The sequence below is a fragment of the uncultured Roseibium sp. genome, from assembly GCF_947496995.1.
GTDB lineage: Bacteria > Pseudomonadota > Alphaproteobacteria > Rhizobiales > Stappiaceae > Roseibium.
Genome location: NZ_CANMFD010000007.1, coordinates 61,699 through 85,104 on the forward strand (window position 1 = coordinate 61,699; position 23,406 = coordinate 85,104).

Here is a 23,406-nt window from a genome sequence, read left to right on the forward strand (position 1 = left end):
GTACCGACCAGTTGGTATGTACTTGGCATGAGCATTGAAAACAAAAAATCGGCAAAGCCCGACGCGCGCTCAAAGCTGCTGGAAGCGGCGCTGAGCGTGATCCGGATGAAGGGCTATACGGCGACCACGGTGGACGACCTGTGCAAGGCGGCGGGGGTCACCAAGGGGGCGTTTTTCCACCATTTCAGTTCCAAGGAAAATCTGGCCGTCGCAGCGGCCGACTTCTGGTCCGAGACCACAGGAGCCTTCTTCGAGAACGCGTCTTTTCACAGTCCGGAGGATCCTCTGGACCGCGTGCTGGCCTATCTCGATTTCCGCAAGGCGATTCTTCAGGGGGAGATGGCGGAAGTCACCTGCCTGGTCGGAACGATGGTGCAGGAAGTTCATGACACGTCGCCCGTCATCCGGGACGCCTGCAACCGCAGCATCACCGGGCATGCGGGCACCCTGGTGGCCGATATCGCCGAGGCGGCGGAGCTTTACGGTGCCACGTTGCCCGGCGGTGCCGAAGGCCTCGCGCTGCACACGCAGGCGGTGATCCAGGGCGCTTTCGTGCTGGCGAAGGCCGGGAACGACGTCAGACTTGCAGCCAACAGCATCGATCATCTCAAACGCTATGTGGAGCTGCTGTTCGGCCGAACATGAGGAGGGACTGGAATATGGCGGATGTACACATACGAAAAGACGGGCTGACACTGGAACTGCGACGGGACATCGCGGCGCCGCGAGACGTCGTCTGGCGGTGCTGGACCGACACGGAGCTTCTGAAGCAGTGGTTTTGCCCGCGGCCCTGGTCCGTCCCGGAAGCGGATTTCGACGTCCGCCCGGGCGGACGGATGAACACGGTGATGGCCGGGCCGAACGGCGAGCGCTTCGAGAACGAGGGCATGTTTCTGGAGGTCGATCCCGGAAAGCGGCTGACATTTACCGATGCCTATCGCGAAGGGTACGTTCCCCGCGAAACGTCCTTCATGACAGGCTACATGACGCTGGCGGATCTTCCGGGGGGCGGAACACGGCTTGTCTGGGGCGCGCGGCATGGCAGCGAAGCCACCCGGGACAAGCATCTGGACATGGGCTTCGAGCCGGGCTGGACAGCGGCTTCCGGACAGTTGGCCGAGCTTGCCCGGTCCCTGGCCGGGAAGGAGCACCGCACGGCACCCGAGACAGCAGGAGGCGCAGGCCTGAGATCCAAGGTCAGGACCTGCCTGTTCTTCCGGGAGAAGGGCGAGGAGGCTGCGCGCTACTATGTTTCGCTGCTTCCGGGCAGCGAAATGGAAGCGGTCAACCGGCCCGATCCGAAGGGACCGGTGCTGGTCGCCGAATTCACCCTGGCCGGCACACCCTACATGATCCTCAACGGCAATCCGGAGGTTCAGGCCAGTCATTTCTCGTCGATCTCTGTCCTGACCGAGGATCAGGCGGAAACGGACCGGCTGTGGCAGGCGCTGATCGCCGATGGCGGCGAGGAGGGCCAGTGCGGCTGGCTGAAGGATCGTTTCGGCGTCCACTGGCAGATCGTGCCGAAGGTTCTGCCGCGACTGATGGACTGTTGCGATCCTGCCCGCGCCGGAAGGGTCACCGCAGCTTTGATGAAGATGAAGAAAATCGACATTGCGGGCCTGGAAGCGGCCGCCTGACGGCAGCAGCCCGAAACATGCGAGGGACGTATCATGTCTTATGTTGACGGATTTCTGGCCGCCGTGAAGACGGCCAACAAGTCTACCTATCTGGAGTTCGTACGCCAGTCGGCCCCGATCTTTCGAAAGCACGGTGCGCTCGAACTGGTCGAGTGCTGGGGAGACGACGTTCCCGACGGCGAGGTGACGTCGTTTCCGATGGCGGTGAAACGGGCCGCTGACGAAACCGTCGTGTTCTCCTGGGTCCTGTGGCCATCGAAGGAGGTCCGTGACGTCGGTCTGAAGCGCGTCATGGAAGAGCATAGTGAGCTTTTCCCCGGAGAAATGCCGTTCGACGGCAAGCGGATGGTCTTCGGCGGCTTCGAGGTTCTGCACAAGAGCTGACGCCCAGGGCCACGGTGCGGGCGGCGGCGAACAATTGTCGCTGGCGCCCGCACCGGATCAGACGATATAGTGCCTGTCTCTGGAGCGTGCCCACCCAATCGGAATCATGGAATGATTGGATCTCCTCGACGAAGACAGCGTCAGGAACTGCGCGGAATGGGTGGGCCCGTCGGAGGGGACATCAGGCTGGTCTTTGACGCCACAGGCGCATTGACGCTTGAAGGCGCACGTCCGGAAAAGAGCCTGCGCGAACTCGACCCTGCGGCGCTGGCGCGGTCCTATGCTGTCAATGCGATCGGACCGGCGCTGCTGATGAAACACTTCCTGCCGCTTTTTCCGCGAAACGGGCGCAGCGTCTTCGCGACACTATCCGCCCGGGTCGGGTCGATCGGCGACAACCGGCTCGGTGGATGGTACGCCTACAGGGCGTCGAAGGCAGGGCTCAACCAGCTGGTGTGCACCGCGGCGGTTGAGTTGGCCCGGAGCAGACCGGAGGCGATCTGTGTGGCACTGCACCCCGGCACGGTGCGCACGCCCCTGACGGAAGGATTCGCCAAGACCGGTCTTGAGGTCCAGGAGCCGGAAATGGCGGCGGAAAGGCTGCTTGGTGTCCTGAATGGGCTTTCCTCGGAGCAAAGTGGCTCGTTTTTCGATCATATGGGTAAGCCGGTTCCCTGGTAAGGCAGAATGGATTGAAATCCGGGCCGCACGGGTCTTGAATGGGTACGCTCATTTGCGAAGACACCGCCCGTGCGGTTGTTGCGGCCAAAAATGCGACCAAGATGGCTTTGGGCGCGGTCCAGTTACCTTGCGGCAACTGTTCCATAAACGAACTTCAGACCGGCTGCCCGCAGCGCGACGCCAATCTCTCCCGAATTCGCGCAGGCACGTCTGAAATCTACAGCATGAGGTTCAGCCGCGAGGTCTTCATCAAGTCAGACGAACCCACCTCGATCGTCTGCAGGAAGCAGAAAAACTTTTCGGAGAGTTCAAATTTGTTCACTGGCGATGAGAGAGCCGTTTTTTGACGCAATCAACTCAGTATTGGAATTCTTTAGTGGTCGCGTGCTGCTCGGAAGAGATCGGCATAATTGACAATCAAAATGGGTCAAGTTATCAGGCTGTCTTCCACGTATGGGCCGGTTAAGGATGAGGTAATCCGAAATGATTACTTTCCTTAGTATTAATTGATATGAAAATTGCTTTTTGGAGTATTATTTATGTTTTTTAGAGTTTTTCTTGTCGCTTTTTCGCTGTTTTGTTTTTCAGGGTTCTCTGTAGATTTTGTTCACGCTTCGGAAAGATCAAAAAAAGTGTGCGCAAAAAGACTGGAGGACAAGTCGATTAGAAAAGGTTATTATGCTTTAGCAATCAGTTCTGATCGTGAACATTGTGGATGGAGTTGGGGGAACGAGGCAAAAAAATATGCCGAGATCAGCGCTTTGAACAACTGCAAAAAGTTCAAAGGGGCCGCGTGCAAGATCGTTCTAAGCGGCTGCAATCCTCACAAGTTAAATACCTGCGGCAAATAATGCAGCATCTTGGTTAGATGCGCTGAATCGCCTTGTCTGAAGGAAAGCTTTTGCTCGGTCGTGAGGTACCCCCCGATTCAAGTTTCTTCGTTGGACAAATCGGGTCAGAATTGCCTCTGTAGCACTTCTGATTTCAGGACCCCTCATGACCGACACCTATTTCCACCCCGTTTCGGGACTAGACCTGCCGCGTTTTGCCGGTGTGCCCACCTTCATGCGTCTGCCGCATGTGGATCTGGATCACCCGCGCCTGAAGGAGGTCCGCATCGGTCTGATCGGCACGCCGTGGGACGGCGGCACCACCAACCGTCCGGGGCCCCGGCACGGGCCGCGCCAGTTGCGCGACATGTCGACCATGATCCGGGCCGGGAACGGGGCAACCGGCGTGCGCCCGTTCGAACTGGTCAATTGCGCGGATCTCGGCGATGTCGGTCCCAATCCGGCCAGCATCGAAGACAGCCTGACCCGCATCACCGACTTCTACGACCGGGTCATGGCCGCCGGCATCCTGCCGCTGACGGCCGGGGGAGATCACCTGTGTTCGCTGCCGATCCTGCGGGCACTGGCCAGAAAGCGGCCGCTCGCGATGATCCATTTCGACAGCCACACGGATCTCTACAAGAGTTATTTCGGCGGCATGCTCTACACACACGGTACACCGTTCCGCCGGGCGGTGGAGGAAGGGCTTCTGGACCCGGAGCGCGTAGTTCAGATCGGCATTCGAGGAACCGCTTATGATAGCGAGGACCGGGATTTCGCCGACAGCGTCGGCATCCGCGTCATTCCGATCGAGGAGTTTCATGCCCGGGGGGCGGAGGATGTCATGACGGAAGCCAGGGAGATCGTCGGCGAGGCAGATACCTATGTCTCCTATGACATCGACTTTGTCGACCCGGCCTTTGCCCCGGGGACCGGAACGCCTGAGGTCGGTGGACCGAATTCCTTCGAGGCTCTCAAGGTTGCCCGGTTGCTGGAGGGCGTCAGGATCATCGGTGCGGACATGGTCGAGGTTTCGCCGCCGTTCGATACCAGTGGCGGTACGGCGTTTCTGGGGGTGTCGATCATGTTCGAGATCTTGTGCAACATGGCGCGCGCGGCTGTAGCGTCGGGCGAAAACCCGGAAGCAGGTAATGGCACGCGTTAGGAAAAGGCGACTGAGTGAATGCCCGGTGAAGCAGATTTGAATGCCTTGATTGCTCAGATGCGGCCGATGCTGGATCCGGTTCCGTATGTGTTCTGTACCTTCGCTTCGAAATCAATGGCCGATCTGGCGGAATTCGAACCGATCGGACTGTTCGCCGAGACGGAAGGTCTGACCGCGCTCCTGCCGGCGGAACGTGCCAGGGAGCTTGGGTTTGCGGAGGCGGAGTGGTTTCGCAGGATCACGCTGACGGTGCATTCCTCGCTCGAAGCCGTCGGCTTGACCGCCGCAGTTGCCACCGCACTTGCCGACAAGGGCATCCCGGCCAATGTCGTCGCGGCATATTTCCACGATCACATCTTCGTACCGGTAGAACATGCCGAAGACGCATTGGCTGCTTTGCGCTCTCTGGCGGAAAGCGCCTGAGAGCCGGACATCTGTCAGCAACGATCCGGGTGACGTGCTCTGGGGTGTGTCCGGTTTTCGGTCTCTTTTTTTCATGGCACCGGGAGAACATGGATCAAGGTGGCGCGGACCGCGGATCCGGGAGCGTTGTGCATGCCCTTAACGGCTTTGCGCCCGTCGGCGCCGTGTATGTCTTCAGCTCAAGGTTGTCTCTTTCCAGCTGTTTTCGCCCCCGGAACTTCTGATTCCCAAGGTTTTTCCCTTGCAATTTGGCCGAGGGCTTACCATTCCTAAGCATGAGCAATCAGGGGTAAGAGTATGCAACGGGTCAAGCGGCGTCTTGCGGCTATCATGTGCGCGGACGTTGCGCAGTATTCAACGCTCATGGAGCGGGACGAAGACGGCACGCTGGACCGGCTGAAGACTTACCGAGACGTGATGTCCTCGCTGACCGACCGTCACAACGGGCGGATCGTCAACACCTGGGGCGATGCGGTCATCATCGAATTCGGATCGGTGATGGAAGCCGTTCAGTGCGCGATCGAGATCCAGAACGAACTTACCCATCGCAATGCAGACCTGCCTGACATGAACCGGATGGAATTCCGCATCGGTATCAATCTCGGCGATATCATGGTGGAAGGCGAGGACATCTATGGCGACGGGGTCAATGTGGCGGCCCGGCTGCAGGAGCTTTCGCCGCGGGGCGGCATCATGCTGTCCAAATCCGTCCATGAACAGGTCAAGACCAAGATGGCCGTGGGGTTCGATCCACTCGGGCCGCAGCATGTGAAGAACGTGAGCGAGCCTGTGGATACCTATTCCGTGCGGCTGGGCGGACGGAACGCGCCGGAAAAACGTCCCATGGGCGAGGCGAAGGACGGCGGCGGCAAGCCGCGGAGCAGCCCGAATGATACGGAAGCGCATCCGCATCTGAACAAAGACACGCAAGCAGTTGCGAACGGGTTCGAACAGGCTCGCCGGTGGCTCAAGGCGCAGCCAAAGCGGGTGAGAAGCTGTGTTTTCATGATCGGTTTCTTTTTCATTCTCAATCTGCTGACGTCCGGACTGTCCACCTTGTGGTTCGTGTGGCCGTCGCTGCCCTTTGCGCTCGCGCTGGTCTGGCACTTCATGGTCGAGCGGCGGGAAAAGAAGCTGGGCGACGATCCCCAACATGGCGATTGAAACAGGGCTTCTCGCGGTGCGTTGCCGATCTGCTAACTCTTTTCGCGCTATTGACGGTCTCATGATTTGCGAGCGCCCGTCACTTGGCATACACATGGACAAATGCCGTGGCGGTGGAATCGCCCCCGCGAACCAGAAAATGAACGGGCAGTCCGGGTTCAAAGGAACACGGGATGCCTCAGAAAGCGCCGGTATTACCGGCACAGCAGCCAAGGGAGCTTAATCCTGCGCATGAAAAACTATTCGACCACGGTGCCTGCACGCCTCGACGAAGACGAAGAGGACAAAGCCAAGAGCCAGCCGTCGATTCAGGTCGACAAGCATCTGTTCGAAGCGCGGACAGTGCTGATCACCGGCCAGGTGAACCAGGAGATGGCCCGCGACGTCTGCGCCCGTCTTCTTGCACTGGCACAGGTTTCCAACGATCCGATCACGGTCATCGTCTCGTCTCCGGGCGGTCATGTCGAATCCGGTGACATGATCCACGACACCATCAAGTTCGTCGCGCCGGAAGTCCGGATCCTGGGCATGGGCTGGGTCGCCAGCGCCGGCGCGCTGATCTATGTCTCCGTGCCGAAGGACAAGCGCTTCTGCACCCCGAACACCCGCTTCCTGTTGCACCAGCCGTCCGGTGGCGCCGGCGGCATGGCCACGGATATCGAAATCCAGGCCCGGGAAATCATCAAGATGCGTGATCGCCTCAACAAGATCTTCGCCGATGCGACGGGGCAGCCCATCGCACGGATCGAAAAAGATACCGATCGCGACTACTGGATGAGCCCGTCCGAAGGGATCGAATACGGTCTGGTCGGCAAGGTCGTCACCACTGTCGACGAACTGGGCTGACGATCAGCCGGTCGCTCTTAAAGCGCCGACGCATTTCCCGGATCACCTGAAGACGCCGGAATGCTCGAGAAAACCCGAAACGCCGGAGGATGATCCTCCGGCGTTTCATTTTGTTTACAAACTCTCAGTTCGTCTTTCCGGACAAGTGCAGCGATGCTGCACGCTGATCCGGAAACCAGCGTGTCAGCGCGAGCGCATGCGAGCACTCGACCGATCAAGCGGCTGAGATCACGAGACAGGACGCGCCTGTGGCGCGAAATATGTCTGGATCCCGGATCTGGCCATGCAGCTATCGCTGCAGACCGTCCGGGAAGACAACCGAGGGGCTGCTGCTGCAAGCGGGCCCGCGGTATCCGGAGGAGGCATTCCACTCCTCTGCGCAAGCCCACGCATTTACGTACTTGATTTGGCAGCGCTCCTTTGCACCGGGTGTCACCCCGGGCGCAGCGAAGCGGAGACCCGGGGCCTACTCGCGGTGCTGCTTGCTGAAAATGGTGTGTTTTTCACGAGAGATTCTGCAGAATACTTCGCAATTGTTCGCCGTATGTTTGTCCCGAGCGCTATATGGGAAGCGGCCTTGGAGACACCCAACAGAGCCTCTGCGAATGAGTGGGTCCCGGCTCGGCGCTGCGCTTGGCCGGGGTGACAGCCGAGGGTGGTATTCAGCTTCTCAGTTCACTCAACAGAGTTGATGACAACAGTGGGTTGTCGATACACAGAAACGCCGGAGGATCATCCTCCGGCGTTTTGCGTTTGTGCCTTGCGAAGGCTCCGCTTGATCGCAATCGCAAGCGTTGCGGGCGTGCGTCGCCTTACGCGCTCAAGGTTTCCCGTTTGGCCGAATAGACCAGGACGGGCGCCACGGGTTTCGGGTTGAGCACCTGAGGGCGCAGGCGCTCCATCAGGTTGCGCAACTCGGCTTCCTCATCCGACGCGCGGCCATCGAAAAATGCCGCCACGAGGTGGTCGACAAAGCGTTGATAGACTTCCTGGGAGGGACAGACCGGCGACAGCAATTTGGTGACGGGTTTTCCCTCGTAGAACGGTGCTCCGCCGAACAGGAAGATCAGGAACTCGCTCAGGTCGTCCGATTTTTCGAACTCATGGCGGAATTTGGAGAGATCGAAACAGGAATCCTGTTCCAGACGGGCCTGCAAGCGTGGCATAGCCTGCATGAATGCTCTGCGCCCACCGAGTTTCATATAGAGTGTCATCTGGCTTATCCTCGACTGCCTACGAAACGATGCCCATTAACTGCCGTAATTCCGACACGGGGCATGTGACGCGGATCACGGTTGTTGCCTTTGCAGCGAAGTCTCTTTTTTCTGCAGTGGGTTAGAGGTCCTGCTGCGCTTGGGTGTGCTGCAACGGAAACCGCCAATTCCTGAGCGAAGCGGGACGCGAGATACCGGTAAAATGTGTGGTTGGGATAACAGAAATATTACATTGCCTAGACCGGCAGCTTTTTTCTCGATCTGGTCGGTTTTTGGCCGGGCGTGTGAAAACAGAAACCGGATGAATTCGGCTGTCGACTGACCCGGGCCTCCGGCAGGTTCCACTGGAACGATGCTTTTCGGTGGGCAGTTGCTCCTGCTGAGCCATTCTCAGGCCCGGGTCTCAAAAAAGCCGGTTTGCAGCGATCCTTGTGGGACTTGCGAGACGTCCAGCGGTGGAGCCCTTCAATGTTTTTCTACATGGCCCGGATCGGCTATTTTCTCATTCAGCCTTCCAATTTCCTGATTGCGCTGGTTCTTGCCGGATTGATCGTGAGCGCTGTCACCAGATGGCGTAAGACCGGACAGTTGTTCGCCTGGGCCGGTGTTTTGGGCCTTTTGATCGCAGGATTTTCTCCGGCCGCCAATTGGCTGATACTGCCATTGGAGGAACGCTTTCCCAAGCCCACGGAGCTGACCGGCTATGACGGTATCATCGTGCTGGGGGGCGCGGTCGATACCATCGTGACCGGTGCGCGCGGCGACACGGCGCTGACCACGTCCGGCGAACGCATAACGATTGCCGCGCGCCTTGCCAGCCAGTTGCCCGCCGCCAGGGTTATTCACACGGGCGGACAGGGCGTCATCGTCGCATCCCAGGCAACCGAAGCGGAAGGGGCCGCTCGCCTGTTTGAGGATTTCGGCATTGCAGCCGACAGAGTGGTTTTGGAAGATGCCGCGCGCAACACGTGGGAAAATGCGGTTCTCACCAGGGAGCTTGTCAATCCCGGGCCCGGACAGAGATGGCTTCTCGTTACCTCCGCCTATCACATGCCGCGGTCGATGGGAGTTTTCGAGATGGCGGGCTGGACCGGCATCACGGCATATCCTGTTGATTACCGGACGCGCGGGAAAGAGGATCTGACGCTCGGCTTTGACGGGGCGTCGAAGGGACTTCGCCGGTTCGACATCGCTTTCCGGGAATGGATAGGGCTTGTTGCCTACTGGATAAGCGGGCGGAGCACGGCGGTCTTTCCCGGTCCCTGATGGGGGAAAGACGCTTCGCCTCAAGATGCGGAATTCACAACCAGACCCTTTTACACCTGCCTGAGTCTCACCATATAGTGGCTGCAGAATATGCAGGCGTCGGGAAAGGGATCGGCCTTCCGGCTGCTTCGGTGCCGTCATGGGCAGTAAAATTTTCGGTTTTAAAGTGTTGGAACCGGCTGCGTTCACTGAATGCAGACAGGATATGCGGTCGCATCGGACGGTTTTTTCCGGGTGGCCAGGCTAGTTGAAAGGACACGGGCGGATGGTGCTAGAAGCGCCGATTGTTGCGGCGGACATCGTTCAGTGGCTTTACAGCGATGCGTCTCATCTCAAGGACACGCTGGAGATTGTCAGCGAACTCGGGCAGCGCCTGCGCAACGGCAAGGTGCCGGTGGACCGTGTGAACACGGCCATCTGGGTGGTGCATCCCAATGTGCGCGCCGAGGGCTCCGTGTGGACCAGCGATGGAACGAAGGACCTGTTGCTCTACAAAGCCGACCGGAACGAGGAAGAGGGCTATGCCGCCAGCCCGATCAAGCGGGTACACGAGACCCTGAAGGGCGTTCGTGTTGAAATCGCCAAGGAACAGGCGGCGACGGATCAATATCCGATAGCCACCGAGCTTCGCGAGAAGGGCTACACGGACTACATTGCCCTGCCGCTGCCGTTCTCCGACGGGTCGGTCAAGGTCGTTTCTTTCGCGACCAAGGCACCGGGCGGTTTTACGGCGTCTCACTTGAGTGTGCTGGACTCGCTCATCCGGCCACTGGCGCTTGTCTGTGAACTGAAAACGCTGCGCAGGACGGCGGAAACCGTTCTTGAGACCTATGTCGGGCGCCGTGCCGGCCTGAAGGTTCTTGACGGCACCACGCGCCGGGGAGACGGCGAATGGATCAAGGCGGTGGTGAGCTTTGCCGACATCCGTGGCTTCACGCGGCTGTCCAACACGTTGCCGGCGGACAAGATCATTGTTTTCCTGAACAAGTATTTTGGCGCGATGACCGCGGCCGTGGAAGCCCATGGCGGCGAGGTTCTGAAGTTTATCGGTGATGAAGTGATGGCGATTTTTCCCTTCGAAACGTCTGAGGAAGCCAGGGAAGCTGCGGTTCAGGCATTGCTCGCAGCTCAGGAGACGCTGGAGCGGATTGACGAGATCAACAATTCCAACAAGTGTTCCGCGACACCGGACATGAGCGTCGGCATCGCTCTGCATGCCGGAGATGTTTTTTACGGCAACGTCGGCAGCGAAACCCGGCTCGACTTTACCGTGGTCGGTCCGGCGGTCAATCTGGCGGCGCGCATCGCGGAACTTGCCAAGGACCTGGAACGCCAGGTTCTGGTCTCCGACGCGCTTGCGGAGATCATGGGCTGCCGCTCGGGCCTTTTCGGCAAGTATCAGGTGAAGGGATTTGACGACCCCGTCGCGGTATATTCTCCCGACTTGTCGGCAGGCGCAATGACCGGGTATTGCCCGGACAGCACCGCCTTGCGGGCACGTGAGGCGAACTGACGGCGTAGCAGCACGATCAGCACCGCTAAGGTGGCGCCGGCAAAGACGTAGGGACCGGCAAACCAGCCGAGAAAGGCGATCGCGAAGAACAGCGCCCGCTGGCCGCGGTTGAAGTGGCGGCCGGCCAGAACGTTGAGTTCGCCCGCCTGTTTCGCCATGGCGTGGATCGTTTCTTCGCTCGCCTTGCCCCGCTCCGGAACGGCTCCCATGACGATGCTGGAGTAATTGAAAAGCCGATAGGCCCAGCCGAATTTGAAAAAGCCGTAGGCGAATATCGTCATCAGGCCCAGAACCTTGATTTCCCAAAGCGCCCTGCTGTCCGCAACCGGGATTGAAAGGTCGCCGGCAACCTGCAGGATGCGTTCGGTCGCATCCAGAAGGGCGAACCCGCCGCCGATCGCAAGAAGTGCGGTCGAGGCGAAAAAGGCGGTTCCCTGCTGAAGTCCCGCCATGATGGATGTGTCCATGATACGCACCTCGCGTGTGCACATCGCCGTCATCCAGTCGAGCCGGTACTGATCCATCGTGGACGACAGTGTCTTGCCGCGCAAAGGACTGATATCGATCAGGAAATTGAACCCGAGCCAGGCGAAGAGGAACCATGCCGCAGCAGCCAGGTCCAATTGTGTGAGGGGATGCATCGCGAGCCTTTCAGTCGTTCAGTTGGGAGCGCAACCGGATCGTGAACTCATAGCAGAGTTGGCCCGGCGGCTCCAAAGGTCAGTTTGATACAATAAACGCATGAATAATATGAGGAATCCGAGACCCGCAAAAATGGCATTGCTGGTGCACTTTTTTTGCACTTGCGAAATGGTAAGGGATCGTTTACCTCCTCGCCTCAAAGGTGCCACATTCACGGCCACAGGGGGCCAGGCACCCAAAACAAAAATGTAGGGCTTTAATGGACGAAAACGTGCAGAAATCTTGTTGGAGCGTCACTCTTTGGACTGTCGCTGCAGTTGGTATCGCATTGACGATGGTTCTCCTGTTCAACGATGTGGAGAGTGCTCAACAAGCCATCGCCGCAGCCAAATAAGGCCAGCGGAAGGTTTTCAGAACAAGGGCGCAGCGGCAGGCTGCGCCTTTTTCGTTTTCACCTTGCAGGTTCTGCCCGGCGGCAACCCTATTCAAATTCGCCGGTGTGGGAATTGACTGAAAACTGCGGCCGGTCCGCCGGACCGAAAATCTGTCGGAACTCCATTTCCCTGACCACTGTCTTGTCGCCGGGGTGGCTGATCAGAAAACCTGTATAGGCGGAGAAGCCGAACGGCAGCAGGACCATTTGAACCGGTCCAAGACCCGGCCAGTCAAGTTCCGAGCCCCACGCCGGGATATCGGCAGGAGCTCGGTCGTTCATGAGCGCCTGAATATCGGCCTTGTGCAACATCGCCGTTCCCCGAGCATTCCACTCAAGCGCGTCCAGTCCGTTTTTCAACGTGTGAAGACGGATTGTGGATCCGTTGATCGCAACGATCACATTGTCATCCGTATCGCGGGAGATGTTCGCTATCGCGACGGTTCGGTCCGTTTCGAGATCCTGGCGGACACCGTCCCTTTCAACAAATCCGCTGGAATTGATCACGCGGAATTCGCCCACCGGATGATCGCTTCCTGCCTGAAGCGGGGCGGCAAAAAAAATAACAGCCAGTATTGCTGCAAATAATCGAGGCATCGCGGGATCCCGGAATTGGCATGTTCGGTATTGTAGCTGGCTAAAACTTTAAAAAGTTTTGATCGAGCGTCCGATATTCCGGGACATGTCGCATTGTTCGATAAGCAATTCTATCTGGAAAGCGCCACGACAAGATCTTCGATCGTGGAATGGTCCGGCTGCCAGCCGGTGGCGCGACGGGCGTGCTGTATATCGACGGACTGTGACAAGGCGTAACCTGCCTGCCAATCCGTATCCGGCTTTGCGTCATCGGGAACCGGTTGTGTCGCGATGTCCAGCTGCAGTCCATGCCTTGCGGAAATGTGGGATGCGAGATGCGCGACCGAAATGCCCTGAATGCCACTTGCGATGAGCGACATCCTGAAGCGCGGCTGGCGGAGCGCCAGCGCGTAAAGCGCTGCAAGATCGTCTGCTTCCACCAAGGGCCAGAGCGTGTCCGGCGTGGCGCGCGTTTCATACGGGAGGTTTTTGCCGAGCGCCCGGGTCATGTCCGCGATCGGGCCGGCGGTGCGGCTGCAGACCAGGGCCGGATGGACGACTGCCAGGTTCAGGTCTGTACCGTTGGAGAGCGTCCGGATGGTCTCCGTCATGAAACGGAAGGCGGGCAGGGGAGCAAAGGGGGTCTTTTCGGTAATAAGCCGGGTGCCCGACACGGCCGGAAAGAGCCAGATACCGCCCGTATAGACGATCTTCAGAGGCTGTTTTCGGTGTTTTGCCGCCTGTTTGAGGGCCAGCATGGATTGACGGTCGATCCGTCCCATATCTTCCGTGAACGTTGCGCCGGTGTGAATGACCGCATCGCAGGAGGCTGCCCTGCCGACCCAGCTTTCAGGGCTGCGCAGGTCGCCCGGATAAGCGCTGGCGCCCGATGCTCGCAGCTGTTCCGCAGCAGTGTCGGAACGAGCCAGGCCGATAACCCTGACGCCTTCGCCAATCAGTCGTTTCACCACGGCGGCACCGATCTGGCCGGTACCGCCCGTTACAAAAACATCCATGGTCAAAGAGAACTCTTTTCGGCAGTGCGGTGCAAGATCAACCTGTTTGCGCCTGTGCAAAATCCACCACTGCGGCCCGGCAGCTGCTTGACCTTGCCGGCAGGCCTGTTACGTCAGGGGGATGACCTTGCATCTGGTGAAACTCTGTGTGGGCGCGGACAGCGTCGAGTCTCTGCAAGCCTGGATCGATTTCAGGATGGAGCAGGCTCGCATGGCGGGGCTCGCCGAGGAGACAACCCACACGACGCGCATGGTGCCGACGCGAAAGGATGAGCTGCTGGACGGCGGGTCACTTTTCTGGGTCATCAAGGGCAAAATTCAGGCACGCCAGCATCTTCTCGATATCAGGCCGTTTACCGACCAGGCGGGCGTCAAGCGGTGCGATCTGGTGATGGAACCGCGGCTGGTGCTGACGCAATATCAGCCCAGAAGGCCCTTTCAGGGCTGGCGGTACCTGAAAGCGACAGATGCACCGGCCGATCTTCGGATCGGCGGCAGCGCGCAGTCCATGCCCGACGCCATGCGCCGCGATCTGACAGACCTCTGTCTTCTTTAAAGCGCATCGCCTTCAGGCGCTTCATGGTTTCCCGAATTCAATTCAACGCAATATGCGCCAGCGGACGCTTCCGGCAGGAATTGTCTTTTTCGGCCATCAAGTCTTGACGGACTTTTCCAGGGCTCTGTCGAGGTGCTCGAGCAGGAGATCCAGTTTCGGCCAGCTCTGCAGGAACCTGGGATTGTCGGCCTTGCGGGTCATGGTGAGATGCGCGTAGCCGTGCACGACGGACCAGACCAGGATCTCGACCTCTTCAGGTTCCGCGCCGGGCCGCACAAAGGGGGCGCAGGCTTTGCGCAGGATTGCGTAGGCATTCGAGGAGTGCTTCGCGAAATCCTCGTTTTCCTTGTCGAACTGCTGGCCGGAAAAGATGAACAGAAACAGTTCCGGCTGGGCGCTCGCAAAATCGAGATAGCCGTGGCAGATCGCGTTCAGACGAGCCGTCGGTGAATCTTCGGCACGTGCCAGTCGAGCCGTCATGGCCTGGCAGAAAAGACTGTAGCCGCGCGCCGCGATGGCGGTCGAAAGGCCGGCGAGGTTCTTGAAATGATAGGCGGGCGCCGCGTGGGACACACCCGCTTGTGCCGCGCATTCCCGCAAGGAAAGACCATCGGCACCGCGTGTGCGCAACAGGGCGACGCCCGCATCCACAAGAGCTGTCCTGAGTGTGCCGTCCCGTGGACGGCGCGCGGGTGAAGCGGATGTTTTCATGAAAACTTCATCACGCATCGACTTGACACTGTCAAGTCACGACTTATCTTGACAGTGTCAAGTTTGATTGGAGGTGCGCAGTGGAACGGTTCTTGAGGATTTGCGGCAGGGGCGGATATGTCACCATGGCGGTGCTGTCGGTGGTGATTTCCGTCGTTTCGTATCGGTTCGTGCCCCTGGGGGTGACGCAGGCCATGGAGCACATGGCACATAATCTCGATGGCAACGCCCTGGCGCTCTACGCCCATATCGGGGGGGCGCCCCTCGCGCTGGCGGTGATGCCGTTCCAGTTCTGGGCAGGGCTCAGACTGCGGCGGCCTGTGGTTCACCGTTGGCTCGGGCGGGTCTATGTCGCCGCGATTTTCGTGTCCGGTGTTGCTGGTCTCCAACTTGCCTTTCACACAACGGCGGGGAGTTTTGCTGGCACCGGCTTCGGTTTGCTGGCCGTGGTGTGGATAGCAACGACAGCGACAGGCCTGGCGTTTGCCGTGCGGCGGGATTTCGCGCGTCACAAGGCCTGGATGCTGCGTTCTGCCGCACTGACGTTCGCCGCAGTGACATTGCGCCTATATCTGGGAATAGCCATGGCGTTCGATGCCGACTTTGAAACGGCGTATTCCCTGATTGCCTGGGCCTGCTGGGTTCCCAATGCGCTTGCCGTTGAAGTCTATCTGCGATTTTTCCGTGCTGCCGGAGGCCGACATGGCGCGGGGATTGCTGTCGCCAATTGACGGGGCAGGCAATGCTTCACCGCAAGGGCGCTTGCCAAACCCGGCTTCCGGTCCCAGTTTGAAGGATAGAAAAAGGCAGGAGGACATAGCCCGTGGTGGCACCAACCGGCAAAAGCACAAAGGTTCCGTTCGTTCGGCAGGATCAGAGCCCGGACAAACCATCTGCCGATTCGGATGTTGCCGCCTTTCTGGAGAAAGTTCGGAAAATACCGACGACCGGTCGCGGCGGCCGGCTGATCTTTGCCCTGGACGCCACCATGAGCCGGCAACCGACCTGGGACCAGGCGTGTCAGATCCAGGCGGAAATGTTTCAGGCGTCCGACAAGATCGGCGGGTTGAAGATCAAGCTTGTCTATTTCCGCGGCTTCGGCGAGTGCCGGGCTTCGCGCTGGTTCGAAAGTGGAGAAGCTCTGGCGCGTGCCATGAGCGGCATTGCCTGCCAGGGCGGCCGCACGCAGATCCGCAAGGTCCTGACGGCGGCTCTGGGCGCGGCGGACAAGGAAAAGATCGCGGCGCTGGTTTATGTCGGTGATTGCATGGAAGAGGATGTCGACCTCCTGTGCGACAAGGCCGGGCAATTGGGGTTGCTTGGTGTCCCGATGTTCCTCTTTCAGGAGGGGCGTGACAGCGTCGCCGAGCGGGCGTTCCGTGAAATGGCGCGGCTGACCAACGGTGCTTATTGCCCGTTCGATGCCGGTTCAGCAAAGCAATTGGCGGATCTGCTCAAGGCCGTCGCCGTTTTCGCCAGCGGCGGACATACGGCGCTCCAGGCACTGGAGAAGCAGGGCGGCCAGGGTGCCCGGTTGCTGCTGGAACAGCTGAAGCCCAGCCGGAAGTGATCTCGCGATCCGGATTTCCGGGACAGGCTCGCGGTGGTTTGCTTGCCGGTTGCCTTTTCCGGCGAATTGCCGCAAGCCGGGCCTCTTGGAGTTCCAGGGGGCGCTCCTGTCAGAAAGCCCTCTCAACGATGTCCGTTATCGCGTTGACCTGAGATGGTTCGACCTGAAACGGGCAGGGTGGGTTAGCAGGGAGGCTGAGCCATGGCGGTATACTGGCGGCAATCGACAACAGGATTAGGGATCGCCGGATGATCTATCTTCTGATCAGCGGAATTCTGCTGGTGGTGCTTCTGGCGGCAGGCCAGGCCTTCGTCAACGCCAATCCGAAGGAGCTGGCGCGCAAGCTCCGGATCTATGGCGGCATCTTATTGATCGCCATTGCGGCCGTCTTCGCATTCGGCGGACGGTTTGTCTTTGCAATACCGCTCTTCGGGCTCGGGCTGTCTGTTATGGGGCTTTCGGGCCTGCGCGGCCTCACGGGCGGGTACAATCCGACGAAGGCTTCCGGTCAGCAATCGCGGGTCCGCACCGCAATGCTTGAAATGGAGCTTGACCATGACACCGGTGTCATGACCGGGACCGTGCTGGCCGGCGGCTTTCAGGGCCGCGGGCTGGACGATCTGAGCGAAGATGACTTACAGGCCTTCTGGCGCGAAACAGGCCAGGACGAACAGAGCCAGAAGTTAGTCGAAGCCTATCTCGACCGCCGGCTTGCCGGTTGGCGTGAACACTTCCAGTCTGATGGAACAGATCGGCAGAGAAGCGCGGCGAGCGCGGGCCCCATGACAGATGAGGAGGCCTACCAGATCCTGGGGCTTTCTTCCGACGCCGGGGACGCGGAAATTCGAGCCGCGCACCGCCGGCTTATGAAGAGAGTTCACCCCGACCAGGGCGGCTCCGGTTTCCTCGCGGCGAAAATCAACGAGGCTAAAGACACGCTTCTCAGAAGACATTGACGGCATCCGTTACGCAGTTACTGATAGATGGCGAAGCAGGCATATTTTGCAGATTTCAGGCTCTTGCAGGCATTCCAGGCTGCAGATTTCGTTTCAAAGCCCACGAAACGCGCCCGGTACAGGGTTTGCCCGTTGGCTTCGACAGGTTCGGTATAAGGTGACCGGCCACGCAGAGCGGCACCGGTCCTGGCCTTGGCGTTCTTGAGCATCGTGATGGCCTGACCTTCCGTTTCCGCAGCAGCAATCTGAACCTGCCAGCCCGGCTCGATGTCACGCGTATCGCTGGTGGCGACCGTCACGGAATCCTCTTCGGTCTCCGTGGCGTTTTCTGCCGCTTCGGCGATTTGCGCACTGATCGTTGCGACCGGAGTGGGATCGACCCGGATAGTCTCCACGTTGACGGTCTTGAACGGCTGCGCCGATGCGGAGGCAACCTGGAGGCTGCCGGTCCGGGCGGCCTTGTCGCGGGCAGCCTGGCGCAGGGCGGTTTCGGAAATTGAATTCGTGGTCAGAGGCGCGTCGGGACTTTCCGGCGGGATCGGCGGCAGGGAATTTGCAACGGCGAAGGACGAGTCGAGGCGCTGCTTGATCATTTTCGGCGGCAGAGGCACTGCATCTCCGAAACCTGGCACGGTTGCCGGGGCCGGCATCGGCACGACGGAGGCTGTGGCGGGCGGATTGAATGCGAGCACCATGGGCGTGCCTGCGGCCGGGGCCGGTTCGCTTCCGGGCTTGGCGGCCGGGAGAGGCGGGTTTTCAAGCGCGGCGGCCACAAAGGTCGGTGCGATGTCACGGACAGCAATTGCAGGTGCCGTTTTCGGTCCGCGGCTGGCCTTGGACAGATAGTTGTTGATGAGCTTGGTCATCTGGGCGTTGCGGGACGCCCCGGTCTTTCCACCCATGACCACAGCGACAATATGGCGGCCGTCGCGGTTGACGGAGGTGACAAGGTTGAATCCGGAGGCGCGAATATATCCGGTCTTGATTCCGTCCACGCCCTTCACCCGGCCCAGCAGCTTGTTGTGGTTGCCGTAGGTCCGGCCCTTGTATTTGTAGGCGCGGGTCTTGAAGTAGCCGTAGTAGCTGGGAAAGCGTTCCTGGATTGCACGGCCGAGCGTTGCCATGTCTCTTGCAGTGGTACGCTGGCCTGAATCCGGCAGCCCATGCGGATTTTTGAAGGTCGTCTTGCTCATGCCCAGTTGGCGCGCGGTGCGGGTCATGCGTTCGGCGAACGTGCGTTCCGAGCCGCCGATATTCTCGGCAATGACCGACGCGACGTCGTTGGCCGATTTCGTTACCAGCGCGAGGATCGCGTCTTTTACCTTGATGGTCTCACCGGGCTTCAGACCAAGTTTCGATGGTGGGCGCCCCGAGGCGTATTTCGAAACCTTGAGACGGGAATCCAGGGTCAGCCGTCCGGCCTCCAGCTCTTCGAAGACCACATAAAGGGTCATGATCTTGGTGAGCGAAGCCGGGTAGCGATAGGAGTCGGCAGATGAGGAGTAAAGCGTCTTGCCAGTCTTCGCGTCGACCACGATACCCGCATATTTCGGGTTGGCCAGAGCCGTTGCCGGGACGCTGAAGAGAAGGACGCCGAGGGTCAGGATTTTTGCCGCGCGGCCAATCGCCCGGGCATTTTGAAGAATACGCATACCAAACACAGTTACTATCCCATTCAGGGTCAGGTGGTTCGTGTCTGGAGCGGGCCGGGTCGGATCTCAACCCCCTAGCGATTCAAACCGGCTGCTCCAATGTTCCACGGACATTTGAGGGAAACACGGTTACGAATGTGTAAATAGTCAGCATAAAAAGCACATTAAAAAATAGTTTTTCGACAGGGTTAATCTTTCGTTAAAATGCATCTCAAGTTTAAAAACATATCAACCTAAGTATTTTTGGGAATTTTTTCTTTGTAACTCAATAGGATTGGTTGAATCTATGTGTTTATTTCAAGAGAATTTTATGTAAGTCGATGTTTGCGGAAATTGTTTTAGTATTAGAGCTGTGCTGCACAAAGACGGCGGCATTTCCTTTGTCTGGGGGCGAAGCCGAGAATGCACGCCTTTTGCTGCTCGGGAGCCAGAACACGAAACATCATTCATGTCTGTATTTACCCGTAGGGGTTGTTGTTGCACTGCAAAATCACCTTGACAGTAATTGTGCAGTGCATTATCAAAAAACACTGCAGGTAACGCGATACGCGCACCGCGGAGGTCTCTGGGCCATTGGCTGCCTCCGAACCCGGTTCGCTGAAAACTAAGGGCAAGGTATAATGAGCAACTTTGAAGAAATGCAGAAACTGAGCAAAGAGAATATGGACCTGGCCATGGAAACCTTCGGTTCCATGAACAAGGGCTTTCAGGCGATCGCCGCCGAGGTTGTCGACTACCAGAAGAAGTCCTTCGAAGACGGTTCCGCAGCGGTTGAAAAGCTGGTTGCCTCCAAGTCTCTCGACAAGGCGTTCGAAGCTCAGGCTGACTACTTCAAGACCGCATATGAAGGTTTTGTCGGCGAGATGACAAAGATCGGCGAAATGATGACCGACCTTTCCAAGGATGCCTACAAGCCCTACGAAGGCGTGCTGGGTAAAATGGCGAAATAACTGCCGTTTACATCCGCCGCTTGAAGGCGAATTGACTGAAACCCGGCTTCTTGAGCCGGGTTTTTTCGTATATGCACAGTTTTACCCTGCGGTGGTTTGTCCGGGTCGCCATGACCGGACGCATGCGGAAATGCCTTTCTCTCCCATCTTTTAATTTCTTTCCGGACACCTACATTCAGGTCCAACGAATGGGCGCACCCTCCAAATGCGCCGTATTCCGGAATGTTGATGAAATCGACCATTGCGCGAGCGCGACTTGCGCGGCAGGATTAACATCACGAAAATGCCGACCGGCGGCGCGGGGTGCGTTGTGGGACCAAACTGTGGACCGGCCGGTCATGGCTGAGCCGGAGCAGGGAATGGTGATGGCCGGAGTTATAGAGGCGGTAGAAGCGGCAATGTCGGCGGGTTCAGATTATGACAATGACGGTGGAGACGCCGGAACGGTTGTTATCCCCCGCACCAAAACAGTTACCAAGCGGCCCAATCTCTATCGTGTGCTGCTGTTAAATGATGACTATACTCCCATGGAGTTCGTCATTCACGTCGTGGAGAGTTTCTTTCAGAAGAACAGGGAAGAGGCGACCCGCATCATGCTGCATGTTCACCATCACGGCGTAGGAGAATGCGGAATATTCTCCTACGAAGTCGCGGAGACGAAAGTGACCCAGGTGATGGACTTCGCGCGTAAGCATCAGCATCCTTTGCAATGCGTCATGGAAAAAAAGTGAGGACAAACGCAAGTGCCTTCTTTCTCACGCAGTCTTGAAAAAGCCCTGCATCAGGCGCTGGCTTTCGCCAATGAGCGCCAGCAGGAATACGCGACGCTTGAACATCTTCTTCTGGCATTGCTGGACGATCAGGACGCCGCCGCTGTCATGCGCGCGTGCAATGTCGACCTGGATACGATCCGCCGGAATCTCGTTGAATATGTCGAGACCGAGCTGGACAACCTTGTCACCGACAGCGACGAGGATTCCAAACCCACGGCCGGGTTCCAGCGTGTCATTCAGCGCGCAGTGATCCACGTCCAGTCTTCCGGACGCGAAGAGGTGACCGGGGCGAATGTGCTTGTGGCAATCTTTGCCGAACGCGAGAGCCATGCCGCCTATTTCCTGCAGGACCAGGACATGACCCGCTACGACGCGGTCAATTACATTTCTCACGGGATCGCCAAGCGCCCCGGCATGTCCGAGGCACGCCCGGTGGACGGGGCGGACGAGGAAGATGTGCTGCCCGGTGCCGAATCGGAGAAAAAGGCCAACCAGAAAACCGATGCGCTGGAAGCCTATTGCGTCAATCTCAACGAGAAGGCGATCAATGGCAAGATCGACCCGCTGATCGGCCGCGACCGCGAGATCCAGCGCACGATCCAGATCCTGTGCCGCCGCTCGAAGAACAACCCGCTTTTCGTGGGTGATCCCGGCGTCGGCAAGACAGCCATCGCCGAAGGACTTGCGCATCGTATCGTCAACGGCGACGTGCCGGAGGTCCTGAAGGACGCGACCATCTTCTCGCTCGATATGGGCTCGCTGCTGGCCGGCACCCGCTATCGTGGCGATTTCGAGGAACGCCTGAAACAGGTGGTCAAGGAAATCGAGGACTATCCCGGCGCGGTGATGTTCATTGACGAGATCCACACCGTGATCGGTGCGGGCGCGACGTCAGGTGGGGCAATGGACGCCTCCAATCTGCTGAAGCCGGCGTTGGCATCGGGTGCGATCCGCTGCATCGGCTCGACGACCTACAAGGAATACAGGCAGTTCTTCGAAAAGGACCGGGCGCTTGTCCGTCGCTTCCAGAAGATCGACGTCAATGAGCCGTCGATTCCGGATGCGATCGATATCCTGAAAGGCCTGAAGCCCTATTTCGAGGACTTCCACAAGGTCCGCTACACCAACGACGCCATCAAGACGGCAGTCGAACTGTCGGCGAAATACATTTCCGACCGGAAGCTGCCGGACAAGGCGATCGACGTGCTTGACGAAACCGGTGCCTCGCAGATGCTGGTGCCCGAAGCCCGGCGTCGCAAGACCATAGGTGTGAAGGAAATCGAGAACACCATCGCCACCATGGCGCGGATCCCGCCGAAGTCCGTTTCCAAGGACGACGCGGAAGTTCTGGAAAATCTCGGAAAGGACCTGAAGCGTGTGGTCTACGGCCAGGATGCCGCCATCGGCACGCTGGCGTCGGCGATCAAACTCGCCCGTGCGGGCCTGCGCGAACCGGACAAGCCGATCGGCAGCTATCTGTTCTCAGGCCCGACCGGCGTCGGCAAGACGGAAGTTGCTCGCCAGCTTGCCCTGTCGCTCGGGGTGGAACTGATCCGCTTCGACATGTCGGAGTATATGGAACGACACACGGTGTCCCGCCTGATTGGCGCGCCTCCGGGCTATGTCGGCTTCGACCAGGGAGGACTGCTGACCGACGGTATCGATCAGCATCCGCATTGCGTGCTGCTGCTCGACGAGATCGAAAAGGCCCATCCGGATCTGTTCAACATCCTGTTGCAGGTGATGGATCACGGCAAGCTGACCGACCACAACGGCAAGCAGGTCGATTTCCGCAATGTCATCCTGATCATGACGACCAATGCGGGCGCGGCGGACATGGAGAAGATGCCGGTCGGCTTTAACCGCGTGAAGCGGGAAGGCGACGACACGGAAGCCATCAACAAGCTGTTCACGCCCGAATTCCGCAACCGTCTCGACGCGATCATTCCGTTCGGCAATCTGCCGATGGAAGTGGTTTACAAGGTCGTCGAGAAGTTCGTCATGCAGCTCGAAGTTCAGCTCGCAGATCGCGGTGTGACCTTCGAACTGACGGAAGACTCGATCAAATGGCTGGCCGACAAGGGGTATGACAACCAGATGGGGGCCCGCCCGCTTGGCCGGGTCATCCAGGAACATATCAAGCGGCCGCTTGCGGACGAGGTTCTGTTCGGCAAGCTGAAAAAGGGCGGCATGGTCAAGGTGTCCGTTTCCGAGGACAGCAAGGGCCTGTTGCTGGAAAGCATCGAGGAGCGGGCGACACCGCCGAAACCCAAGGCGAGCGCCAAACCGAAGCCGAAGCGCAAGCGCAAGCCCGCGGCAAAGTCCGTCGCCGCCAAGGACACAAAGCCACCCGCCGGAAAAGGCGGCTCCGCGAAGAAGAGCATGGTTCCCAAGGTTCCGCTGGCCGATTAAAGCGCTGCATCACATCAAAAAGCCCCGGAAATT

Annotated in this window: 25 protein-coding genes; 19 read left to right on the forward strand and 6 right to left on the reverse strand. The window is 58.9% G+C overall.

Annotation, left to right across the window (positions count from 1 at the left end):
* Nucleotides 1-27 precede the first annotated feature (27 nt).
* The 10 genes from Q1B40_RS22490 (at nucleotide 28) to Q1B40_RS22535 (ending at nucleotide 7,133) form a co-directional block, all read left to right on the forward strand.
* Nucleotides 28-645: a TetR/AcrR family transcriptional regulator gene (locus Q1B40_RS22490; protein WP_299819957.1), complete on the forward strand. Its 618-nt coding sequence runs from the start codon at nucleotides 28-30 to the stop codon at nucleotides 643-645.
* A 14-nt stretch (nucleotides 646-659) separates the two neighbouring features.
* The gene (locus tag Q1B40_RS24725) at nucleotides 660-1,640 is read left to right on the forward strand and encodes a VOC family protein (protein WP_367279182.1); all 981 of its coding nucleotides are present in this window, start codon (nucleotides 660-662) and stop codon (nucleotides 1,638-1,640) included.
* A 33-nt stretch (nucleotides 1,641-1,673) separates the two neighbouring features.
* Nucleotides 1,674-2,024: a DUF1428 domain-containing protein gene (locus Q1B40_RS22505; RefSeq protein WP_299819961.1), complete on the forward strand. Its 351-nt coding sequence runs from the start codon at nucleotides 1,674-1,676 to the stop codon at nucleotides 2,022-2,024.
* A 156-nt stretch (nucleotides 2,025-2,180) separates the two neighbouring features.
* A complete protein-coding gene (locus Q1B40_RS22510; protein WP_367279183.1) occupies nucleotides 2,181-2,705 on the forward strand; it encodes an SDR family oxidoreductase in 525 nt (174 codons plus the stop codon).
* A 38-nt stretch (nucleotides 2,706-2,743) separates the two neighbouring features.
* Nucleotides 2,744-3,052 (forward strand): hypothetical protein, encoded by a 309-nt coding sequence (locus Q1B40_RS22515; protein WP_299819964.1) that lies wholly within the window; start codon nucleotides 2,744-2,746, stop codon nucleotides 3,050-3,052.
* A gap of 192 nt (nucleotides 3,053-3,244) precedes the next feature.
* Nucleotides 3,245-3,556, forward strand: a complete 312-nt coding sequence (locus Q1B40_RS24730; RefSeq protein WP_367279184.1) for a DUF4189 domain-containing protein — start codon at nucleotides 3,245-3,247, stop codon at nucleotides 3,554-3,556.
* Nucleotides 3,557-3,701: 145 nt separating this feature from the next.
* Nucleotides 3,702-4,700: an agmatinase gene (speB, locus tag Q1B40_RS22520; protein ID WP_299819967.1), complete on the forward strand. Its 999-nt coding sequence runs from the start codon at nucleotides 3,702-3,704 to the stop codon at nucleotides 4,698-4,700.
* Between the two features lie 18 nt (nucleotides 4,701-4,718).
* Nucleotides 4,719-5,123, forward strand: a complete 405-nt coding sequence (locus Q1B40_RS22525) for an ACT domain-containing protein (RefSeq protein WP_299819969.1) — start codon at nucleotides 4,719-4,721, stop codon at nucleotides 5,121-5,123.
* A 297-nt stretch (nucleotides 5,124-5,420) separates the two neighbouring features.
* A complete protein-coding gene (locus Q1B40_RS22530; protein ID WP_299819972.1) occupies nucleotides 5,421-6,287 on the forward strand; it encodes an adenylate/guanylate cyclase domain-containing protein in 867 nt (288 codons plus the stop codon).
* A gap of 231 nt (nucleotides 6,288-6,518) precedes the next feature.
* Nucleotides 6,519-7,133 carry an ATP-dependent Clp protease proteolytic subunit gene (locus tag Q1B40_RS22535; RefSeq protein ID WP_299819975.1) on the forward strand — a complete coding sequence of 205 codons (615 nt, stop codon included), beginning with the start codon at nucleotides 6,519-6,521 and terminating at the stop codon, nucleotides 7,131-7,133.
* An 812-nt stretch (nucleotides 7,134-7,945) separates the two neighbouring features.
* On the opposite strand, the gene Q1B40_RS22540 is transcribed toward Q1B40_RS22535, so the two are convergent.
* The gene (locus Q1B40_RS22540; RefSeq protein ID WP_299819978.1) at nucleotides 7,946-8,347 is read right to left on the reverse strand and encodes a Clp protease ClpP; all 402 of its coding nucleotides are present in this window, start codon (nucleotides 8,345-8,347) and stop codon (nucleotides 7,946-7,948) included.
* Between the two features lie 468 nt (nucleotides 8,348-8,815).
* On the opposite strand from Q1B40_RS22540, the gene Q1B40_RS22545 reads away from it, so the two are divergent.
* Both Q1B40_RS22545 and Q1B40_RS22550 read left to right on the forward strand, forming a co-directional pair.
* Nucleotides 8,816-9,613: a YdcF family protein gene (locus Q1B40_RS22545; protein ID WP_299819981.1), complete on the forward strand. Its 798-nt coding sequence runs from the start codon at nucleotides 8,816-8,818 to the stop codon at nucleotides 9,611-9,613.
* Between the two features lie 265 nt (nucleotides 9,614-9,878).
* Nucleotides 9,879-11,126 carry an adenylate/guanylate cyclase domain-containing protein gene (locus Q1B40_RS22550; RefSeq protein WP_299819984.1) on the forward strand — a complete coding sequence of 416 codons (1,248 nt, stop codon included), beginning with the start codon at nucleotides 9,879-9,881 and terminating at the stop codon, nucleotides 11,124-11,126.
* On the opposite strand, the gene Q1B40_RS22555 is transcribed toward Q1B40_RS22550, so the two are convergent.
* The 3 genes from Q1B40_RS22555 to Q1B40_RS22565 all read right to left on the reverse strand — a co-directional run bounded on the left by Q1B40_RS22555 (nucleotide 11,012) and on the right by Q1B40_RS22565 (nucleotide 13,793).
* Nucleotides 11,012-11,767: a DUF599 domain-containing protein gene (locus Q1B40_RS22555; protein ID WP_299819987.1), complete on the reverse strand. Its 756-nt coding sequence runs from the start codon at nucleotides 11,765-11,767 to the stop codon at nucleotides 11,012-11,014. The two genes, Q1B40_RS22550 and Q1B40_RS22555, sit on opposite strands and share 115 nt — an antisense overlap.
* A 482-nt stretch (nucleotides 11,768-12,249) precedes the next feature.
* A complete protein-coding gene (locus Q1B40_RS22560; RefSeq protein ID WP_299819990.1) occupies nucleotides 12,250-12,723 on the reverse strand; it encodes a hypothetical protein in 474 nt (157 codons plus the stop codon).
* Between the two features lie 185 nt (nucleotides 12,724-12,908).
* On the reverse strand, nucleotides 12,909-13,793 hold the full coding sequence (locus Q1B40_RS22565; protein ID WP_299819993.1) for an NAD-dependent epimerase/dehydratase family protein: 885 nt from the start codon (nucleotides 13,791-13,793) through the stop codon (nucleotides 12,909-12,911).
* A 121-nt stretch (nucleotides 13,794-13,914) separates the two neighbouring features.
* Here Q1B40_RS22565 and Q1B40_RS22570 point away from each other — a divergent pair, with 121 nt between their 5' ends.
* A complete protein-coding gene (locus Q1B40_RS22570) occupies nucleotides 13,915-14,349 on the forward strand; it encodes a DUF1489 family protein (RefSeq protein WP_299819996.1) in 435 nt (144 codons plus the stop codon).
* Between the two features lie 96 nt (nucleotides 14,350-14,445).
* Here the strand turns inward: Q1B40_RS22570 and Q1B40_RS22575 are convergent, their stop codons facing one another.
* The gene (locus Q1B40_RS22575) at nucleotides 14,446-15,060 is read right to left on the reverse strand and encodes a TetR/AcrR family transcriptional regulator (RefSeq protein WP_299819999.1); all 615 of its coding nucleotides are present in this window, start codon (nucleotides 15,058-15,060) and stop codon (nucleotides 14,446-14,448) included.
* 80 nt (nucleotides 15,061-15,140) lie between these two features.
* Between Q1B40_RS22575 and Q1B40_RS22580 the strand changes: the two genes are divergently transcribed.
* From Q1B40_RS22580 to Q1B40_RS22590, 3 genes are all read left to right on the forward strand, one after another.
* On the forward strand, nucleotides 15,141-15,791 hold the full coding sequence (locus Q1B40_RS22580) for a DUF2306 domain-containing protein (RefSeq protein WP_299820002.1): 651 nt from the start codon (nucleotides 15,141-15,143) through the stop codon (nucleotides 15,789-15,791).
* A 92-nt stretch (nucleotides 15,792-15,883) separates the two neighbouring features.
* A complete protein-coding gene (locus Q1B40_RS22585) occupies nucleotides 15,884-16,630 on the forward strand; it encodes a VWA domain-containing protein (protein WP_299820005.1) in 747 nt (248 codons plus the stop codon).
* Between the two features lie 248 nt (nucleotides 16,631-16,878).
* The gene (locus Q1B40_RS22590; protein WP_299820008.1) at nucleotides 16,879-17,586 is read left to right on the forward strand and encodes a DnaJ domain-containing protein; all 708 of its coding nucleotides are present in this window, start codon (nucleotides 16,879-16,881) and stop codon (nucleotides 17,584-17,586) included.
* Nucleotides 17,587-17,603: 17 nt separating this feature from the next.
* Here the strand turns inward: Q1B40_RS22590 and Q1B40_RS22595 are convergent, their stop codons facing one another.
* Nucleotides 17,604-19,238: a serine hydrolase gene (locus tag Q1B40_RS22595; protein WP_299820011.1), complete on the reverse strand. Its 1,635-nt coding sequence runs from the start codon at nucleotides 19,236-19,238 to the stop codon at nucleotides 17,604-17,606.
* Nucleotides 19,239-19,855: 617 nt separating this feature from the next.
* On the opposite strand from Q1B40_RS22595, the gene Q1B40_RS22600 reads away from it, so the two are divergent.
* The 3 genes from Q1B40_RS22600 (at nucleotide 19,856) to clpA (ending at nucleotide 23,373) form a co-directional block, all read left to right on the forward strand.
* The gene (locus Q1B40_RS22600) at nucleotides 19,856-20,188 is read left to right on the forward strand and encodes a phasin family protein (RefSeq protein WP_068415966.1); all 333 of its coding nucleotides are present in this window, start codon (nucleotides 19,856-19,858) and stop codon (nucleotides 20,186-20,188) included.
* Nucleotides 20,189-20,586: 398 nt separating this feature from the next.
* Entirely contained in the window at nucleotides 20,587-20,919 is a 333-nt protein-coding gene (gene clpS / locus Q1B40_RS22605) for an ATP-dependent Clp protease adapter ClpS (protein ID WP_068416230.1), read from the forward strand.
* A 12-nt stretch (nucleotides 20,920-20,931) separates the two neighbouring features.
* The gene (gene clpA, locus Q1B40_RS22610; protein ID WP_299820015.1) at nucleotides 20,932-23,373 is read left to right on the forward strand and encodes an ATP-dependent Clp protease ATP-binding subunit ClpA; all 2,442 of its coding nucleotides are present in this window, start codon (nucleotides 20,932-20,934) and stop codon (nucleotides 23,371-23,373) included.
* Nucleotides 23,374-23,406 lie beyond the last annotated feature (33 nt).